Genomic DNA, 14975 nt, shown 5'->3' on the forward strand with positions numbered 1-14975 from the left:
TCAGCTCTCTTTTCGATAGAGAATTGTGCCGCGCTGGTTGATCAGCAGGACTTCACCCGACACGGGATGCACATAGACCTCGACCCGCTGTCCTTCCGGAGTGGTTCCATAGACTTCCCAGCAGCCGCCGTCCTCTTTCATCCTGCGAACCTGCCAGCCGTCGGACGTCAGTTTCTCGGTGACTTGTGTCTCCGTGAGCCAGGCCGACTTTTCCGTCGCCTCGCACTCGAACATCCCGGTTGCGCACGCAGGAAATGTGAAGATGCAGGTCAGCAGTGAAGTGGCCGTGTGAAACGTGAGGTTCATGACTTCGTCCTTTCAAATTGGAAATGCATCTCAGGCAGGGGCTGCAGTTGAACCCGAACCGAAGACCCGGCTGATCCGGTAGGTTTCCAGCAGCGCCAGCGGCACGAAGTGCACAAGGGCCGGGCCGAATTCATTGTGCACGAACATCCAGTGAAGAAGCGTCGCCATGGCAGCCAGGTAACCAAAGCGCTGCAACGGTTTCCAGAACCGGCCAAGCCTGCGCACGGAAGCGTCGTTTGATGTCACTGCCATTGGGACAAAAATGAAAAAGGCCAGCCAGCCGGTCCAGATGCCGAACGCCAGGAATTCGCCAAGGACGGCCTGCAATGATCCCATGTCGATGAGATATAAAACGGTATGAAAGGCCGCATAGGCAAAAGCCCCGACGCCGAAATAGCGTCTGCGGCGAACCATCCAGAACCAGAAACCGTTTTTTGGAAACATCAGACGGAACGGAGAAATGATCATCGAAATGATCATGAATCGCGCCGCGAACTCGCCGGTTGGATGCAATAGAAATTCGGTCGCCGGGCGCCCGTCCTCGGAAACTGCCCCGTTGGCAAGCGCCAGGATCATCGGAATGGACGGGATCGCCAGCAGCGTCCAAAGGAAAATCCTTGAATTCAGTACGGTTTTGAAAATCACTGCCCTGCTCCGCAAGTTCAAAAACCCAAACTGGGATTCAGCGAAACTTTACCGCACAACTGTCGCAGAGATGTGCCGGATCGATGGTGAGTTTGTCGCAAGATGTAACGGAGGGGTTTTCAAGGCAAAAGACCCCACCGGTTTCGCGTTGGGGCACTGAAACCGGCGAGGTCATTCTGTGGGCCGGAAAGGGCCCAGCTTCAAGATAGTTTCAAACTTTCGAAACTAAATGCGGCAAGCTGTCCCTGCGACAGCCTGGTCAAGCTCAAGGCAGCGCGACCACCGGTGTTCTGACGCCCACTCTTTGAAACAAGTCCTCAATATCGTTGTTTGCCATGCGGATGCAGCCATAGGAAACCGCCCGGCCTATCGACCCGGGTCTGTTGGTTCCATGAATGGCGTAGTTCCCGTTTGACAGGGTCATCGCAGCAGCACCCATCGGATTGTTGTGTGCGCCGCCCCGGATCACGTCGGGCAGATGCGGAAAGTCACGGCGCACTTCAGGGGACGGCGACCAGTCCGGCTCGATGTATTTCGCGGTGATGAGCGCCTGTCCTGTCCATGCCTTGCGGGGTTTGCCGACAGCGACCCGATAACGGATTGCACGCTTGCCACGCAACACGAGGTAGAGGCGTTTTTCGGAATTTCTGATGACGATCGTGCCTGGCCTGAACCTGTTGTCGGAAAATCCGACAAGTTCGGCGGCGGCCGCGGACGGATGAAAGCCGTTCAACGAAACCAACAGCACAAGCAACACTGCAAGCCGGCAACAAGAGAATAGACGCATGACACTTCCCGGGTTTTCCGGGAATTTATCGCGTTCGGTCCCTTGAAAGAACTGCGGAGCCGCTATTTTCTTACCGAAGGGTTAACGCGGAACTCCGTGTTCACGTGCCGTTCAATCACCCGACATCCGCAAACCAGGTGTTCGAACGCAACGTAGACGAAAGGTGGTCAGGGCATTGCTTGTGACGGACGTCACTGGGCATCAGCGCCTGGAATGCCGAAATTCGCAAGGTCAATGGCCGAGGAAGCAAGGACTTGAAGAGCCCGACGTCGGAGCTTCCAAACGCCAGATTGCCCTGTGATCCTTGAAAGGAACCAAGAAATGTCGTCCATTCGCTCCTCAAACACCATTCTTGCGGGCCGTCTTCCCGGAATTTTGACTGTTCTCGCATTCGTTGTTGCGCTCGTTGCTCCGATGCAACCGGCCGGCGCGGGCCCGATTTCGGGAACCTACACGCTCTCACCGGCCAATATCGACACAGGGTTTACCGTGCGTGTTCTTGGTGGACGTTCAGTGAAGGGCGCCTTCAAGAAAGTGTCCGGCAAGATGATCCTTGATCAGAACAGGCCGGAAAAAAGCCGTGTCAATGTCACCATCGACCTGTCAAGCGTTCAGACCAACAACGACAAGGTGACGGGCTTCCTGAAAAGTTCGGCCATGTTCAATGTTGCAAAATATCCGGTCGCCAGTTTCCAGAGCACCCGGATCCGTATTACCGGGAAAAACTCGGCGGAAGTGGAAGGTGTCCTGTCCCTGCGAGGCAAGACGAAACGCACCAAACTTGAGGTCACGATCACCGGAACCAAAGGCAACGGCCGTGTCGGTTTCGAGGTCTCCGGCGGTTTTTTCCGCAGCTTTTACGGTATGGAAGCCGGTTTGCCGATTTATGCCGACAAGGTGAACCTGAAGATCAAGGGCACGGGACGCCGCGGCTGACGAGTTTCACACGCTTCCCGAACAAAGAGCGCGCAAGCCCGGGGCTGCGCGCTCTTTGTTCGACGTGTTCAATGCAGGACCGATTTGTGTCACCGTACCCTGGGCGCGCCGTCTCGCCATTCGTAAATCACAAAACCAGGTGTGTTGCTGTCGCCTCTCTCGTCAAATCGCACCTCTCCGAGGATCGTGTCGAAAACGTCGTTGGAAAGTGTTTCCGCGATCGCATCCATGCCCGTTTCCCCTGCCCTGTTTGCCGCCTGGGCCCACGCCTGGACAGCGGCATATGTCGTCAGCGCATAGCGGTCCGCCGGTTTGCCGGCCTCTTCAAGAGTTGCAACGACGGCAGTCGTCCCGGGAAAATCGCGCGGGTCAACCGGATAGGTCAGCAGGGTACCGTTTCCAGCGGCACCGGCAACCGCGATAAATTCGTCCGCCATTAGCGCATCTCCGGACACCAGCACGGCATCCAGTGCCTGCCGAACCATCTCCAGCTTGATCAGCCCGGCTTCCGGATGGTAGCCGCCGAGATAAACCACACCGACATTTTCCAGACCAAGTTGCGAAACGAGATAACGGTAGTCATCTTCCCCTGCATCGAAACCGAGCGAAATGCTCTCGGATTTGCCGAGATTGTTGATCGTGGCTTTCACCGCATCGCTCAGTCCCTTGCCGTAGGCAGTCTTGTCATGAAGGATAGCAATCCGGGCATCACCAAAATTGTCGACAAGAAAACGCCCGGCAACGTCTGCTTGCTGATCGTCCCTCGGCGCCAGTCGGAAAACACCTGGTCCGGGACGTTCGTCTGTAAACTTCGGCAACGTGGTTGCTGGCGAAATCTGGACGATCCCCGCATCCGCATAGACTTCGCTGGCAGGGATGGACGCATTGAAGCAGAAATGCCCGGCAACGAAGACGACACCCCTGCCGATGAGCTGATTGGCAACTGCGACAGCCTTGTCGGCATCGCAGCCGTCATCCGCGATTTCAAGGACGAGCGGTTCGCCATTGACACCGCCGGAGGCATTGATGTCCGCCACCGCCTGTTCGGCGCCGGCCCGCATCTGCGCACCAAGATCGCGGAATTGTCCATCCATCGGACCGGCAATTGCAATCGGGATATCAGGGTATGCCGAGCCCGAATAAACACTACCGGCAAGAAAAAGTGCGCCGGTCGCAAATTGACGAAATGTCATCCGGATCTCCAGGACGTTGAATACCACATATCCATCCCTACCGCCGGACGTCGGAAATCTCAATCCACGGTAGACACGTCAGGTGAAGGTAAAGACGTGTCACGCATAACTATCCGCCGGTTTTTCCTAGGCACGGCAGGACCGGCTGATTAAACTCCGGCAACACACTCAGAACCAGCTGATTCAGCCGCAGCCTGCCTTGGGAGCAGAACCTATGCCAACGCAAGACCCGGAACCAAGCCGGCTGCCACTCGACACAACGAGCTTTCGGGAAGCCATGAGCCGCATCGCGGCCGCGGTCCACGTGGTAACGACGGACGGCCCCGGCGGACGGCAAGGTGCAACTGTTTCCGCAGCCTGCTCGGTAAGTGACGATCCGGCAAGCATTCTGATCTGCCTCAACAGGCAGACCCGGATGCACAGTGCCGTTCTGAAGAACCGCTGTTTCTGCCTGAACACCCTGACCCACGATCATCAGGAAATCTCGGATACCTTTGCCGGCCGGTTCGATCTGGAGATACCGGATCGCTTTGTAAAGGGCGAATGGACCAATCTGGCGACCGGCTGTCCGGCGCTGGACAGTGCAAGGCTCAGTGTCGATTGCGATATCTACTCGGTTTCCGAAATGGGAACGCATTCGATCATTGTCGGTACGGTAGTCGACCTGCGCATGACCGATCCGGGCAAATCGCTGCTTTATGTTCGCCGCGGCTACAAAAGCCTCGACACCTGACCGGCGACGGCCCAAACTGCGCTTGCCTCTCACTCCCGGAACAATTCTTCATGCCAGGTGCCCGCAATCTCATCACTGACGTCCCAGGCCTGAAGGTCGGCAACGCGACCGACACGGAGCTTAAGTCCGGGGCGACCGTTCTCGTACCAGAGGAACCAGCCGTAGCCTCCGTTGCCATTCATGGCGGAGCCCCTGGAACGCGAGAAATCGCGTTGCTCGAACCCGAGCAGACGGTCGAGAAAATCGATGCCATCGTATTGGCAGGCGGATCCGCCTTCGGTCTTGACGCAGGCGCCGGCGTTCAGGGACGACTGGCGGAGTTGGGATACGGTTTTGCCGTTGGACCGGTCCGTGTGCCCATCGTGCCGACAGCCATCTTGTTCGACCTGCTGAATGGCGGCGACAAGAGCTGGGGCCAGGCAGCGCCCTATCGCGACCTGGGTCGCTCCGCGCTCGACGCAATGTCATATGATTTCGCTCTCGGATCAATCGGTGCGGGAACTGGCGCAACCACTGCCAATCTCAAGGGCGGCTTGGGATCCGCCTCACAGGTTCTCGACAACGGTGTCACTGTCGGAGCGATCGTGGCGGTCAACGCGCTCGGCCGCGCCACAATAGGCGACAGTGCTCATTTCTGGGCCGCTCCCTTTGAAGTCGGCGGAGAATTCGGCGGCCGCGGACTTGCAAACCCGTTCCCGCAGGACGCAGTTGAGGTGCGCACCAAGCTGGATGCGCTGAAAGCGGGTGCAAACACGACGATAGCGGCAGTCGCAACCGATGCCGTTCTGACCAAGGGCGAAGCGAAACGGCTTGCCGTCATGGCTCATGACGGACTGGCCCGGGCTTTGTGGCCTGCTCATACTCCGCTGGATGGTGATCTGGTGTTTGCGCTTTCCACAGGTCAACGCGGGCTGGAGAGCGGATTGGAAGACATGGTCCGGCTCGGTGCCGCTGCCGCATCCTGTCTGGCGCGTGCAATCGCCAGGGGGATCTACAACGCCTCCCCCGCTGAAGGCGATCCCGTGCCCACCTGGCATCAGAAATTCGACACCTGAATAAATCCGATCGAAGGAAAGCAACGTATTCTGCGCAGGTCGAATGATCAAAGGTCCTGCTTAGATGACATCGTTGCGAAATGCTCTCGTTTGTTCCCTTCTCCTGCTTGCATCGACAGCATCACCCGCTCTGGCGGGGCAGCTTGTGCTCGAGGAATTCTTTCGCGGCAAGACGGTTGGAAAGGGCGTTTTTGAAAGCAAGATCGCTGGTGTCTATCGTCCCTTCACTGTTTACCTCAAGGGCACATGGAATGCGCGCACGTTCACACTTCGTCTTCGCGAGGACTTTGTTTACGAGGATGGCGAAAGAGATACCAAGACCTGGTTCTTTCAAAAGGTAGCCAACGGACGCTACATCGGTCAACGCGCCGACGTGATTGCCCCGTCAAATGTGAGAACCGACGGGAACGGCGCGCTAAGATTTTCCTATGTCGCGGAACTGGAAACGGAAAATGGCCCGCTTCTTCTGAAATTCGACGACACACTGACACAAATTGACCGGAGAACGGTGCGGAACACCGCCAGGGTCATGAAGGCAGGGTTTACGATCGGCACTGTCGACCTGACTTTCAAAAAATAACTCTACGGAAACAAAGCCCTCTACATTCACACTTGAAAGAAAGCGGGTAGCCCGCATAACATCCCAAAGCATTTTTTGTTTTCGGGGTTTTCAGGCAATGATTTTTACAAGAACTATCGCGGCAGGCGCACAGAATATACTTGCACTTCTGTTCATATTGCCGGCCATCCTTGTGAATGCAAGCGCTTTCGCTGACGACACACAACTGGCTGAATCGCTCGAGGCAACATTGACCGAACGGTTCAACGGCGACTTCGAAGCAATTCTCGAACGCGGCTACCTTCGGGTCCTCATTCCGTTTTCGAAAACGGGTTTTTTCATCGACAAGGGTGTTCAAAGGGGCAGTTCCGTTGACCTGATGACGGAACTCGGGAAGCACCTAGATGAATTGCACGGCAAGAAAGTTGCAGACTTCGAAATCGTGTTGATCCCGACGCCACGCGAAAAACTCTTCTCAAATCTTGCCGATGGCCGAGGCGACATGGCAGTCGGCAACCTGACGATTACCGAGGAGCGCCGGAAACTGGTCAGTTTTTCAACACCGCTTCTGAAAGACGTCCACGAAGTTCCGGTAACACTCGACAGCGAGCCAGAACTAACCGCACCTAAAGATCTTTCCGGGCGCAAGATATATGTCCGAAAGTCGGCTTCCTACTATCAAAGTCTAGAAGCCCTGAACCGGAAATGGGCCCGCGATGGTACAAAGACCATGCAAATCGCGCTCGCGGACGACCGTTTTGAAGATGAAGATATTCTGGAAATGGTCGCCGCAGGAACGGTTCCGATGACGATCGTCGACCAACACAAGGCGGAGCTGTGGCTGGAAGTTCTGGAGGGTCTCAAGCTGCACCCCAAGGCTGCGATACGCACGGATGGTGAAATTGCAATTGCAATTCGAAGCGATGCTCCCGCGCTTCTTGCAGAAATCAACGGATTTGCTGCGACGGTGAAGAAAGGGACCCTGCTCGGCAATCTGATTTTCAAGAAGTATCTCCAGGAAGCCGACTACCTCAGGAACATGCGTGACAAGAGCTACCAAGCCGATCTGGAGAAATTCACCGAATTGTTCGAGAGATACGGAGAAGAATACAAATTCGACTGGCTGTTGATCGCGGCGCAGAGTTTCCAGGAATCCAGATTCGATCCCAAGGCCCACAGCCGGGCCGGTGCGGTCGGTCTCATGCAGATCAAGCCTTCAACCGCAGAAGGAGATCCCATCAACATCAGGGGGATTGCGGCAGATACCGACAAGAACGTCCATGCAGGCGTGAAATACCTGCGTCACATTGCAGACCAGTATTTTGCTGACCTTGCCGGCGACCAGGCCGACCAGATCTTTTTTGCGCTTGCAGCTTACAACGCAGGACCCAGTCGCTTTGAAAAGTTGCGCAAACAGGCAGAAAAACAGGGTTATGACCCTGATAAATGGTTTGGCAATGTGGAATGGATTGTCGCCGCCAAAATTGGCCGGCAGCCGATCGAGTATGTTGGCAATATCTATCAGTATTATGTCGTGTTCCACAACATAAGGAAGCACCAGGAGGCCGGTGCCGCCGCGGAGAAAGCGACGGCAACGAAATAGTCCGGCCGGTCAGGCGGCCCTGCGGCCGAGATGGCCAGCGCGGGACAGCATTTTTGTCCGCTCTGCATCGTTCGATCCATGGATCGGCGAGAACACGTGATAACCCTTTGGCTTGAAACCGCAAAAAGCCAGGATCTGCTTTTCGGTCTGTTTCCTGATACCGGCGCCGTATATCCACTTGAAGATCCATCCGGGGGTATCGGCCGTGACAAGTACCTCGGCCGAGCGTCCCTTGAGGAGCTTTTCCGGAATGGTTTTGCCTTTCACATACTTGAACGCCTTTCCAGAAAGCAGCACCCGGTCAAACAGTCCCTTCAGCTTGGCGGGGTGCCCGCCCCACCAGAGGGGGTGAACGATCACGATGTGCTCGCACCATGTGATGTCTTCCCAAAATGCCTGCAGGTCAGGCTCCAGTTGCGGGCCTTGGTCGAAATCCGATGTGCCATAGTCGGGATTGAAGTCCAGCTTTGACAGGTGCCGGACACGAACCTCATGTCCCTTTGTTCCGGCTTCCCGCGAATATTCTTCCGCCAGAGCACTGCAGAAGGATCCGTTCGCAGGATGTCCGTCGAGAACCAGTATGCGTGTCATCTTCTCACTCTCTTGTTGAATGGCTTTTGCCTACATAAAAATTGACCACGGTCATTTTTTGACACTATTATGCTCCAAGGTCAAGAATTATTTGACCGTGGTCATTTTTATGAGGTCACATGACACGCAAACCCCAGCAACGCAGCATCGCCACCCGTGCCCGAGTACTTCAGGCTGCAAGGGAATTGAGCGATAGGCATGGCCTGGAACTGGTGACCGCCGAGGCTGTTGCCACACAAGCAGGTGTCGCCAAAGGAACCGTTTTTTCCCATTTCGGCGATATGGACGGTTTGTTGTCATATGTGCTGCGGGACAGGCTCGAGGCCCTGCGGACGGGACCGGAAACAGACGCCAGTCAGCAACTCGACCTTTCGGATCCGGTCGGTTTGCTCCTCCAGCGAATGATGGCGTTGATTTCGGTGATCACGGACAGTCCCACGATCCTGCGTCTGTTCCTGGACAATATCGGAGTGACCAAGCCGAATTGCGCGGTTGAATTCGTTGAGACGCTGGATGCCCTCGATGCCGAACTGGCTACTTTCCTCGAAAAATGGCAAGGCTCGGAAGCCCTTTCACCGGCACTGCGCAAGGACAGGACCCCGGAAGAAATGGTGGACGGCTTAATTGCCTTCATGATCCATGGTGCAATCCTGCTGAAAAGTCATCAGATGACGGATCGTTCGGAACTTGAAGCCAGACTGCGCCGGCATGTTGAGGCTTTTCTGCTGACAGGCTGAAGAACGGGTTATCAATCCCCACCGGGAAGTTCACCGGGCCACGTCACGACATGATATTCATATTGGTCAAGTTCCATACCGTCCTCCGGGACGGTTTTTCCTCGCACGGAAATGCCGGCCTGATGCACAGTGTCGCTTTCACCGGAAACTAGGGGGTGCCACCAGTATAGATCCAGTCCTTCACGGACCAGTCGATAGGCACAGGTTGGCGGCAGCCAGGTCAGCGTTCTCACTTCTCCCGGTGTCAGCTGAATGCAATCCGGCACGGTCGCTGCCCTGTTTTCGTAGTCGACGCAGCGGCAGCTGTCACCGTCCAGAAGGGTGCAGGCGACATTGGTCCAGACGATCTCGCCGGTGTCCCAGTCTTCCAGCTTGTTCAGGCAACAGCGTGCGCATCCGTCGCAAAGAGATTCCCACTCCCTGGTCGACATGTCGTCCAGCGATTTCGTTTTCCAGAACGGTGCAGTTTCTTCATTATTGTTGGACACAATGGTCATGGGCCTGCCTGGATGAGTGGGGTTGGCCTGTTGCGCCTATCACGCAAAGACCGGCACGGCAACACGGATCCATGTGACCACGATGCGCGCCCTCGCTTCTGCCAACGGGATCAATAATCTGGGAGCAGTTGTTGATGCCCCTGGAGACCGGTTTTCACGCCGCTCAAAAAGAGCTAGTTTGATTGTATTGCACCTGATCCGGAGATCCTGTTCGCGTGGCACAAGAACAGCATTCAAATAAAACCGCCAACAATGGCGCGCCGCACAAGACGCACAGGATCCGGCGTTTCTTTCTGTCGATGGACGCCTTTGTGGATACCGCGCTGTGGAAAAGCGGGTCTGCCCTTCGCCGGTTGTTTGAAGGCTACGATGCCTTTTTGCGCCGGTTTCGCGCAAAAGGAATATGGCGAGGGCTTGCCGAGCTTTCATCCGACGGTCTGACTTTCGGCCTTGGTGGTTTCATCATTGTCCTCGCTTTTGCCCAACCGGCCTTTGAAGCGACCCGCTATGCCGACTGGAAGACGACAGACGACTTTGCAGTCACGTTCCAGGACCGGTTCGGCAAGGAAATCGGGCGAAGAGGCATCGTGCTGAACGACAGCGTTCCGCTAGAGGAAATTCCCGATTCACTCATCAAGGCGACGCTCGCAACTGAAGATCGGCGTTTTTTCAACCATTTCGGCATCGACGGCGTCGGCACATTCCGGGCCATGGTCGAAAACGCCAGGGCCGGCGGTGTCGTCCAGGGCGGTTCAACCCTGACACAGCAGCTCGCGAAAAACCTCTTTCTGACCAACGAGCGCAGTCTGAGCCGCAAAATCAAGGAGGCTTACCTTGCCCTCTGGCTGGAGGCCAATCTCACCAAGCAGGAAATTCTGAAGCTTTATCTCGACAGGGCCTACATGGGCGGCGGCGTCTTCGGTGTAACTGCGGCGTCCGAATTCTATTTCAACAAGAATGTCCGTGAACTGACACTGGCAGAAAGCGCCATGCTGGCCGGGCTTTACAAGGCGCCTACAAAATTTGCACCGCATATCAATCTGCCGGCAGCACGCGCACGGGCCAACGAAGTGCTCACGAACATGGTGCAGGCGGAATTGCTGACAGAAGGTCAGGTCATCGGTGCACGTCGCAATCCGGCGCTCGCGGTTGACCGCTCCCAGGATCAACTGCCTGAATACTTCCTCGACTGGGGACTGGAAGAAGTCAAGAAACTCGCCAGGAGGCATCCGGCTCTGGCGCGCGACAGGATCGTGACCGTGCGCACGACACTCGATCCGGCCCTCCAGCGGCAGGCAGATCTCGCGGTTGAAACAATCTTGCGCGAAAACGGCAAGTTGCGTGATGCGGGCGAAGCGGCCCTGGTCTCGATGATACCGGACGGTGCGGTCGTGGCCATGGTCGGAGGCCGCTCTTACGGGCAAAGCCAGTTCAACCGGGCCGTCAACGCGCTTCGCCAGCCCGGCTCCTCTTTCAAGCCGTTTGTCTATATGACTGCTTTTCTCAATGGCTACACGCCAGAAAGCATCGTCCCCGACCGTCCCGTCTGGATCGGCAACTGGTCTCCGAAGAACTACACGCGCAGCTATCGCGGCCCCGTAAGCCTGCGGACGGCGCTGACAAAATCCATAAACACGATACCCGTGCGGCTATCGCTCGATTTCGGCCGCGACAAGATCATCGAAACCGCCTATGCGATGGGCTTGACCCATGAGCTGGAAAACTCCATTTCCCTGCCGATCGGTTCATCGGAAGTCACGGCGATCGACATGGCCTCCGCCTATTCGACATTCGCAAACGGTGGTTATGCCGCACCGGCCTACGCCATTCTGGAAGTGCGCAACAGCGACGGAAAACTGCTCTACCGGCGGGAACGGGATGAAGCTTTCGAGCCCAAGAGAGTGTTGCCGGAAGAACAGGTTCACATGATGAACAGCATCCTCGTAAATGTCGTCGAGGCAGGAACGGCCAGGCGTGCACGGATTGACGGCGTGGTCGCGGCTGGAAAGACAGGAACGACCAACGCCTATCGGGACGCATGGTTTGTTGGCTACACCGGAAATTTCTCGACAGCCGTGTGGGTCGGAAACGATGACTTTACCTCCACCAGACGGGTGACAGGTGGAAGCCTTCCGGCAATGACCTGGCAGCTCTACATGAACTACGCTCACAACGGGATCGAGCTTGCCAAGATGCCGGGCGTCGATCCAGAAACTCTCCCTCGCCTGTCCCGGCCATCTGCGGCAAAACAGGCGGAATCGACAACTGTTTTCTCGCAACCACGTGTCTTGAAGCGGCGCACGCAGGGACTGCTTCTTCGCATCGGTCGGGAGCTGAGGCAATTGATCGAAAAGGAAAACGCCAGGGCTGATAGCGGCGAACCGGCCCCAACCGATTTCGCGGCCGCCCGATGAACGGCACCACTTTGCCCTCTCAGGAAACACATTTCGGCGAAGCGGACTGGCAAAAACAGGATTTGCCCCGAGCCATTCGACCTCATCGGAGCCATCCATTGAGGACGCTGTCATTCCTGACTTTGATCGTGGTACTTGCGTCGCTTCTGGGCATCGGCTCGGCCTACGTCATGATCGAGCGCGAACAGCCATTGAACGCCGTTACAATCGGATCCTGGCGGGCCTATCCGAAAGCCGGAACGGCGGAAGCCGACCCGTATTCGGTTGCAATCTATACGAGGGGCGCTGTCGTTCCGCTGGCTTCAGGTGAAGGACTGGCACTGGTCGCCCGCGAAGACAGGTCGGGGCATTTGCTCGATCCAACCTGTATCTACCGGATTTCCGGCCAAACGCCCACGGCAAGACTTTGGACGATGACGGCAACGGACGGTGACGGACACCTGGTGGAGACCCGTCCCGGCAGGGTCCATCTCGACAGCCAGAACCTGTTACGCAATCCGGACGGGTCCTTTGAAATCAACGCGGCCAGCGAACCGCATTCGGGAAACTGGTTGCCGCTAGCCGCCAGCGCAAATGCCAGTGATGGCATGCGCTTCGTGTTACGGCTGTATGATGCTCCGGTCACGACCGGTGCTGCACTGGACGGCATTACACTGCCGGTGATTGAAAGATTGGGGTGCCCATGACGCTGTCCCCGCGTTTTTCAATCACGCTTGCTGTGTTTTCCGTTCTCTTTCTCGCAACGATCGTCCACATACTGGTTGTGATGGGAATTCCGCTGAATGTGCAGCACAGCGCCTATGACAACATCGCGACCTATGGACCAGACCGGGAATTCAACCTGCTTCCCGACGTCCGTCCACAGCAGGAAGCTCTCCCCGATCTTGATCCGGCCATGAAACATGCCACCTGCCGGTTTCAGCTCGCCGACGGGCCAGTCCTCTTCGATGCCAGTATTCCAACATCCTTCTGGTCGATAGGATTGTTCAATTCGGCCGGAGAAGCCGTCTACAGCCTGAACAACCGCACAGCAGGTGCCGAACGACTGTCCATGCTGGTCCTGACACCCGCTCAGTTGTCGATCCTGCGGGAAAATCCGCCGGAAAACCTGGAAGATCTTATCGTTATCGAAACGGCTGATATCAGCGGTTTTGCGCTCCTGCGGGCACATGTGCCTCATCCATCCAGGGCAAACGCTCTCGATCAGGCACTGCTGTCCGCCACCTGCGGAACGATCGGATAACCCGGGCGGGGCGTCTGCAAATCCGGAACGATCAAACTTGCGGTGCCAGCGGACCAAGCGCGTCAAGCAGGTCCCTGTAATGCGCTTCCTTGCCTTGCCATCTTCCCAGCGATGACCTGAAGATCGGCCGGCGCACCTGCGTGTTGGAAAATGTCGTTACCGGGCTTTCACTTTTGTAGAACTCAAGACAACCGTCTTCCCAGTCAAGTCCGGCATGCGATAGCAGAACTTCGCTCTCACTGCGTTGGTTGTCGACAAGCGTTTCGTAGGTCAGCGTGTGAAGATTGACCGGAACCACGTTCTCCCAATGCTCCATCAAGGAGGCATAGGTGCGGTAGTAGCGCCCGACCGTATCCTGGGTCAGGGCATAGTTGTGAGCCGGCGAAAGCGGATGCGACAGCAATGAAATGCAGGTATCGGCCGGAGACCTGTAGCAATGGACGAACGCTGCCTTGGGAAACAGCACACTCATCAGCCAGAGCATTTCATAATTGTGAGGCATCTTGTCGGTAACTCGGTCTGCTCGCCTGTCGACACTGTCCAGCACCTCCAGATATTTGCGGGCAATGCGCTTGAATTCCTTTGGCTCCATGCTCTTCAGACGGTTTTCCAGGGCTGCGCTCGGCTTTCCTTTCAAACCGATATCCTCCTGCAAATGCCTGAAAAACTGGATTTCACCACCGCTTGAAGCGCGGGAATGGCAACTAACAATCTGCTCCACCAGCGTGGTGCCGGACCTCGGCAGTCCAAAGATGAAGACGGGCTTGTCGGAGGTATTTGCCAAATCCGCCCGGCTCGAGAAAAACTCTTCGTTGAAGACGTCCTTCATGAACGCAATTCGATCTTCATAGGCAGCGGGATCAAATGGCGGATAGTGCAGCGTCCGTGCCTTTTGATAATGCTCCAGGCCACGGGAAGTGTCACCGATGTCGTGATAGATTTTCCCTGCTGCCCAGTGCAGATTGGCCTGTTCGGGCCCCGGACGGGGGACACCGTCATTCGTGAGCGCCTCGATCTGGTCAAGCTCTGCGGGCTTTTCCTTGAAGGTCTTTGCAAGGCTGAGGCATTGAAACGCAGTCGGCAGTTCCTTCTTGCAGGCGATCGCCTTTTCAAACCACTCGATTGCCGCATCGATATTCCCGATCGTCACCTCCAGTTGGCCCATTCCCACCAGGCCGTACCCGTTCTCCGGGTCCAGCTTCAGGGCGCGCAGGTAGCTTTGACGCGACAGAACGGCTTGCCTCCTGGCCCTGTAGAGGTCGCCGAGTTGTGCGTGAAAATCAGCTTCCTTGGGCGCTAGCGACACAGCCTTCTTGAGCGATGATTGTGCACCCTCAAGATCTCCCGCATTCATCAGAGCCAGACCGAGGAGCTGATGCACCTGCGGATGCTTCGCTGCTTTGCGCGCGGCAATCTGCAGCCGCTCGATGGCAAGGCCGATCTTGCCTTCCTGGTAAGCTGCAATACCGAGCGAAAAATTTGCCTGCGGATTACGGGGGTCGAGGCGCAGGACCTCCTCGAACATGTTCAGGGCTATGGGAATACGTCCAGCGTGCTGGTGGCTAAGTGCTTCCTGTACAAGCTGCGTTACACCCGGGTTCATGAAAGCTCCTGAAACGTTCTGGGTCTGCAAAAAACAAGGGACGGACGTCGCGGGCAAAGGGTCTATCTGCCTC

The 14975-nt window shown here is 56.5% G+C and carries 16 protein-coding genes; 9 read left to right on the forward strand and 7 right to left on the reverse strand.

Annotated features, from left to right (window positions below; all coding sequences use genetic code 11):
• The 3 genes from LA5095_RS14620 to LA5095_RS14630 all read right to left on the reverse strand — a co-directional run bounded on the left by LA5095_RS14620 (nt 1) and on the right by LA5095_RS14630 (nt 1738).
• Complete coding sequence (locus tag LA5095_RS14620; protein WP_055116144.1) at nt 1-306, reverse strand: PepSY domain-containing protein; 306 nt, start codon at nt 304-306, stop codon at nt 1-3.
• Nucleotides 307-336: 30 nt separating this feature from the next.
• Nucleotides 337-951 (reverse strand): protein-methionine-sulfoxide reductase heme-binding subunit MsrQ, encoded by a 615-nt coding sequence (locus LA5095_RS14625; protein ID WP_235808758.1) that lies wholly within the window; start codon nt 949-951, stop codon nt 337-339.
• Nucleotides 952-1216: 265 nt separating this feature from the next.
• Complete coding sequence (locus tag LA5095_RS14630) at nt 1217-1738, reverse strand: L,D-transpeptidase (RefSeq protein WP_055116146.1); 522 nt, start codon at nt 1736-1738, stop codon at nt 1217-1219.
• Nucleotides 1739-2059: 321 nt separating this feature from the next.
• On the opposite strand from LA5095_RS14630, the gene LA5095_RS14635 reads away from it, so the two are divergent.
• On the forward strand, nt 2060-2674 hold the full coding sequence (locus LA5095_RS14635) for a YceI family protein (RefSeq protein ID WP_055116882.1): 615 nt from the start codon (nt 2060-2062) through the stop codon (nt 2672-2674).
• Nucleotides 2675-2763: 89 nt separating this feature from the next.
• Here LA5095_RS14635 and LA5095_RS14640 read toward each other — a convergent pair whose 3' ends face one another.
• Nucleotides 2764-3867: a branched-chain amino acid ABC transporter substrate-binding protein gene (locus tag LA5095_RS14640; protein ID WP_055116884.1), complete on the reverse strand. Its 1104-nt coding sequence runs from the start codon at nt 3865-3867 to the stop codon at nt 2764-2766.
• A gap of 214 nt (nt 3868-4081) precedes the next feature.
• On the opposite strand from LA5095_RS14640, the gene LA5095_RS14645 reads away from it, so the two are divergent.
• From LA5095_RS14645 to LA5095_RS14660, 4 genes are all read left to right on the forward strand, one after another.
• Nucleotides 4082-4600: a flavin reductase gene (locus LA5095_RS14645; RefSeq protein ID WP_029061613.1), complete on the forward strand. Its 519-nt coding sequence runs from the start codon at nt 4082-4084 to the stop codon at nt 4598-4600.
• A gap of 50 nt (nt 4601-4650) precedes the next feature.
• Entirely contained in the window at nt 4651-5655 is a 1005-nt protein-coding gene (locus LA5095_RS14650) for a P1 family peptidase (RefSeq protein ID WP_055116148.1), read from the forward strand.
• A gap of 64 nt (nt 5656-5719) precedes the next feature.
• Nucleotides 5720-6235 carry a DUF3833 family protein gene (locus LA5095_RS14655; protein WP_055116151.1) on the forward strand — a complete coding sequence of 172 codons (516 nt, stop codon included), beginning with the start codon at nt 5720-5722 and terminating at the stop codon, nt 6233-6235.
• A 97-nt stretch (nt 6236-6332) separates the two neighbouring features.
• Nucleotides 6333-7817 (forward strand): MltF family protein, encoded by a 1485-nt coding sequence (locus LA5095_RS14660; RefSeq protein WP_055116153.1) that lies wholly within the window; start codon nt 6333-6335, stop codon nt 7815-7817.
• 9 nt (nt 7818-7826) lie between these two features.
• Here the strand turns inward: LA5095_RS14660 and LA5095_RS14665 are convergent, their stop codons facing one another.
• On the reverse strand, nt 7827-8408 hold the full coding sequence (locus LA5095_RS14665) for an NAD(P)H-dependent oxidoreductase (protein WP_055116154.1): 582 nt from the start codon (nt 8406-8408) through the stop codon (nt 7827-7829).
• A 119-nt stretch (nt 8409-8527) separates the two neighbouring features.
• Here LA5095_RS14665 and LA5095_RS14670 point away from each other — a divergent pair, with 119 nt between their 5' ends.
• A complete protein-coding gene (locus LA5095_RS14670; protein ID WP_055116156.1) occupies nt 8528-9145 on the forward strand; it encodes a TetR/AcrR family transcriptional regulator in 618 nt (205 codons plus the stop codon).
• A gap of 11 nt (nt 9146-9156) precedes the next feature.
• Here the strand turns inward: LA5095_RS14670 and LA5095_RS14675 are convergent, their stop codons facing one another.
• Nucleotides 9157-9642, reverse strand: a complete 486-nt coding sequence (locus tag LA5095_RS14675; RefSeq protein WP_055116158.1) for a YcgN family cysteine cluster protein — start codon at nt 9640-9642, stop codon at nt 9157-9159.
• Between the two features lie 299 nt (nt 9643-9941).
• On the opposite strand from LA5095_RS14675, the gene LA5095_RS14680 reads away from it, so the two are divergent.
• From LA5095_RS14680 to LA5095_RS14690, 3 genes are all read left to right on the forward strand, one after another.
• Nucleotides 9942-12056 (forward strand): PBP1A family penicillin-binding protein, encoded by a 2115-nt coding sequence (locus tag LA5095_RS14680; RefSeq protein ID WP_082442454.1) that lies wholly within the window; start codon nt 9942-9944, stop codon nt 12054-12056.
• Between the two features lie 98 nt (nt 12057-12154).
• Entirely contained in the window at nt 12155-12742 is a 588-nt protein-coding gene (locus LA5095_RS14685) for a DUF1214 domain-containing protein (protein WP_208992700.1), read from the forward strand.
• Complete coding sequence (locus LA5095_RS14690) at nt 12739-13299, forward strand: DUF1254 domain-containing protein (RefSeq protein ID WP_055116164.1); 561 nt, start codon at nt 12739-12741, stop codon at nt 13297-13299. The genes LA5095_RS14685 and LA5095_RS14690 overlap by 4 nt, the downstream gene beginning before the upstream one ends.
• A 31-nt stretch (nt 13300-13330) precedes the next feature.
• On the opposite strand, the gene LA5095_RS14695 is transcribed toward LA5095_RS14690, so the two are convergent.
• Nucleotides 13331-14902: a tetratricopeptide repeat-containing sulfotransferase family protein gene (locus LA5095_RS14695; RefSeq protein ID WP_082442412.1), complete on the reverse strand. Its 1572-nt coding sequence runs from the start codon at nt 14900-14902 to the stop codon at nt 13331-13333.
• Nucleotides 14903-14975: the final 73 nt, after the last annotated feature.

Source organism: Roseibium album (genome assembly GCF_001404515.1).
GTDB lineage: Bacteria > Pseudomonadota > Alphaproteobacteria > Rhizobiales > Stappiaceae > Roseibium > Roseibium album.

Bases quoted from the DNA above. Each gene is read 5' to 3' on its own strand.
- LA5095_RS14660 (WP_055116153.1), top strand. From the start codon at position 6,333: ATGATTTTTACAAGAACTATCGCGGCAGGCGCACAGAATATACTTGCA.
- LA5095_RS14695 (WP_082442412.1), bottom strand. From the start codon at position 14,902: ATGAACCCGGGTGTAACGCAGCTTGTACAGGAAGCACTTAGCCACCAG.
- LA5095_RS14650 (WP_055116148.1), top strand. From the start codon at position 4,651: ATGCCAGGTGCCCGCAATCTCATCACTGACGTCCCAGGCCTGAAGGTC.
- LA5095_RS14675 (WP_055116158.1), bottom strand. From the start codon at position 9,642: ATGACCATTGTGTCCAACAATAATGAAGAAACTGCACCGTTCTGGAAA.
- LA5095_RS14690 (WP_055116164.1), top strand. From the start codon at position 12,739: ATGACGCTGTCCCCGCGTTTTTCAATCACGCTTGCTGTGTTTTCCGTT.
- LA5095_RS14655 (WP_055116151.1), top strand. From the start codon at position 5,720: ATGACATCGTTGCGAAATGCTCTCGTTTGTTCCCTTCTCCTGCTTGCA.
- LA5095_RS14670 (WP_055116156.1), top strand. From the start codon at position 8,528: ATGACACGCAAACCCCAGCAACGCAGCATCGCCACCCGTGCCCGAGTA.
- LA5095_RS14680 (WP_082442454.1), top strand. From the start codon at position 9,942: ATGGACGCCTTTGTGGATACCGCGCTGTGGAAAAGCGGGTCTGCCCTT.
- LA5095_RS14645 (WP_029061613.1), top strand. From the start codon at position 4,082: ATGCCAACGCAAGACCCGGAACCAAGCCGGCTGCCACTCGACACAACG.
- LA5095_RS14635 (WP_055116882.1), top strand. From the start codon at position 2,060: ATGTCGTCCATTCGCTCCTCAAACACCATTCTTGCGGGCCGTCTTCCC.
- LA5095_RS14630 (WP_055116146.1), bottom strand. From the start codon at position 1,738: ATGCGTCTATTCTCTTGTTGCCGGCTTGCAGTGTTGCTTGTGCTGTTG.
- LA5095_RS14665 (WP_055116154.1), bottom strand. From the start codon at position 8,408: ATGACACGCATACTGGTTCTCGACGGACATCCTGCGAACGGATCCTTC.
- LA5095_RS14640 (WP_055116884.1), bottom strand. From the start codon at position 3,867: ATGACATTTCGTCAATTTGCGACCGGCGCACTTTTTCTTGCCGGTAGT.
- LA5095_RS14620 (WP_055116144.1), bottom strand. From the start codon at position 306: ATGAACCTCACGTTTCACACGGCCACTTCACTGCTGACCTGCATCTTC.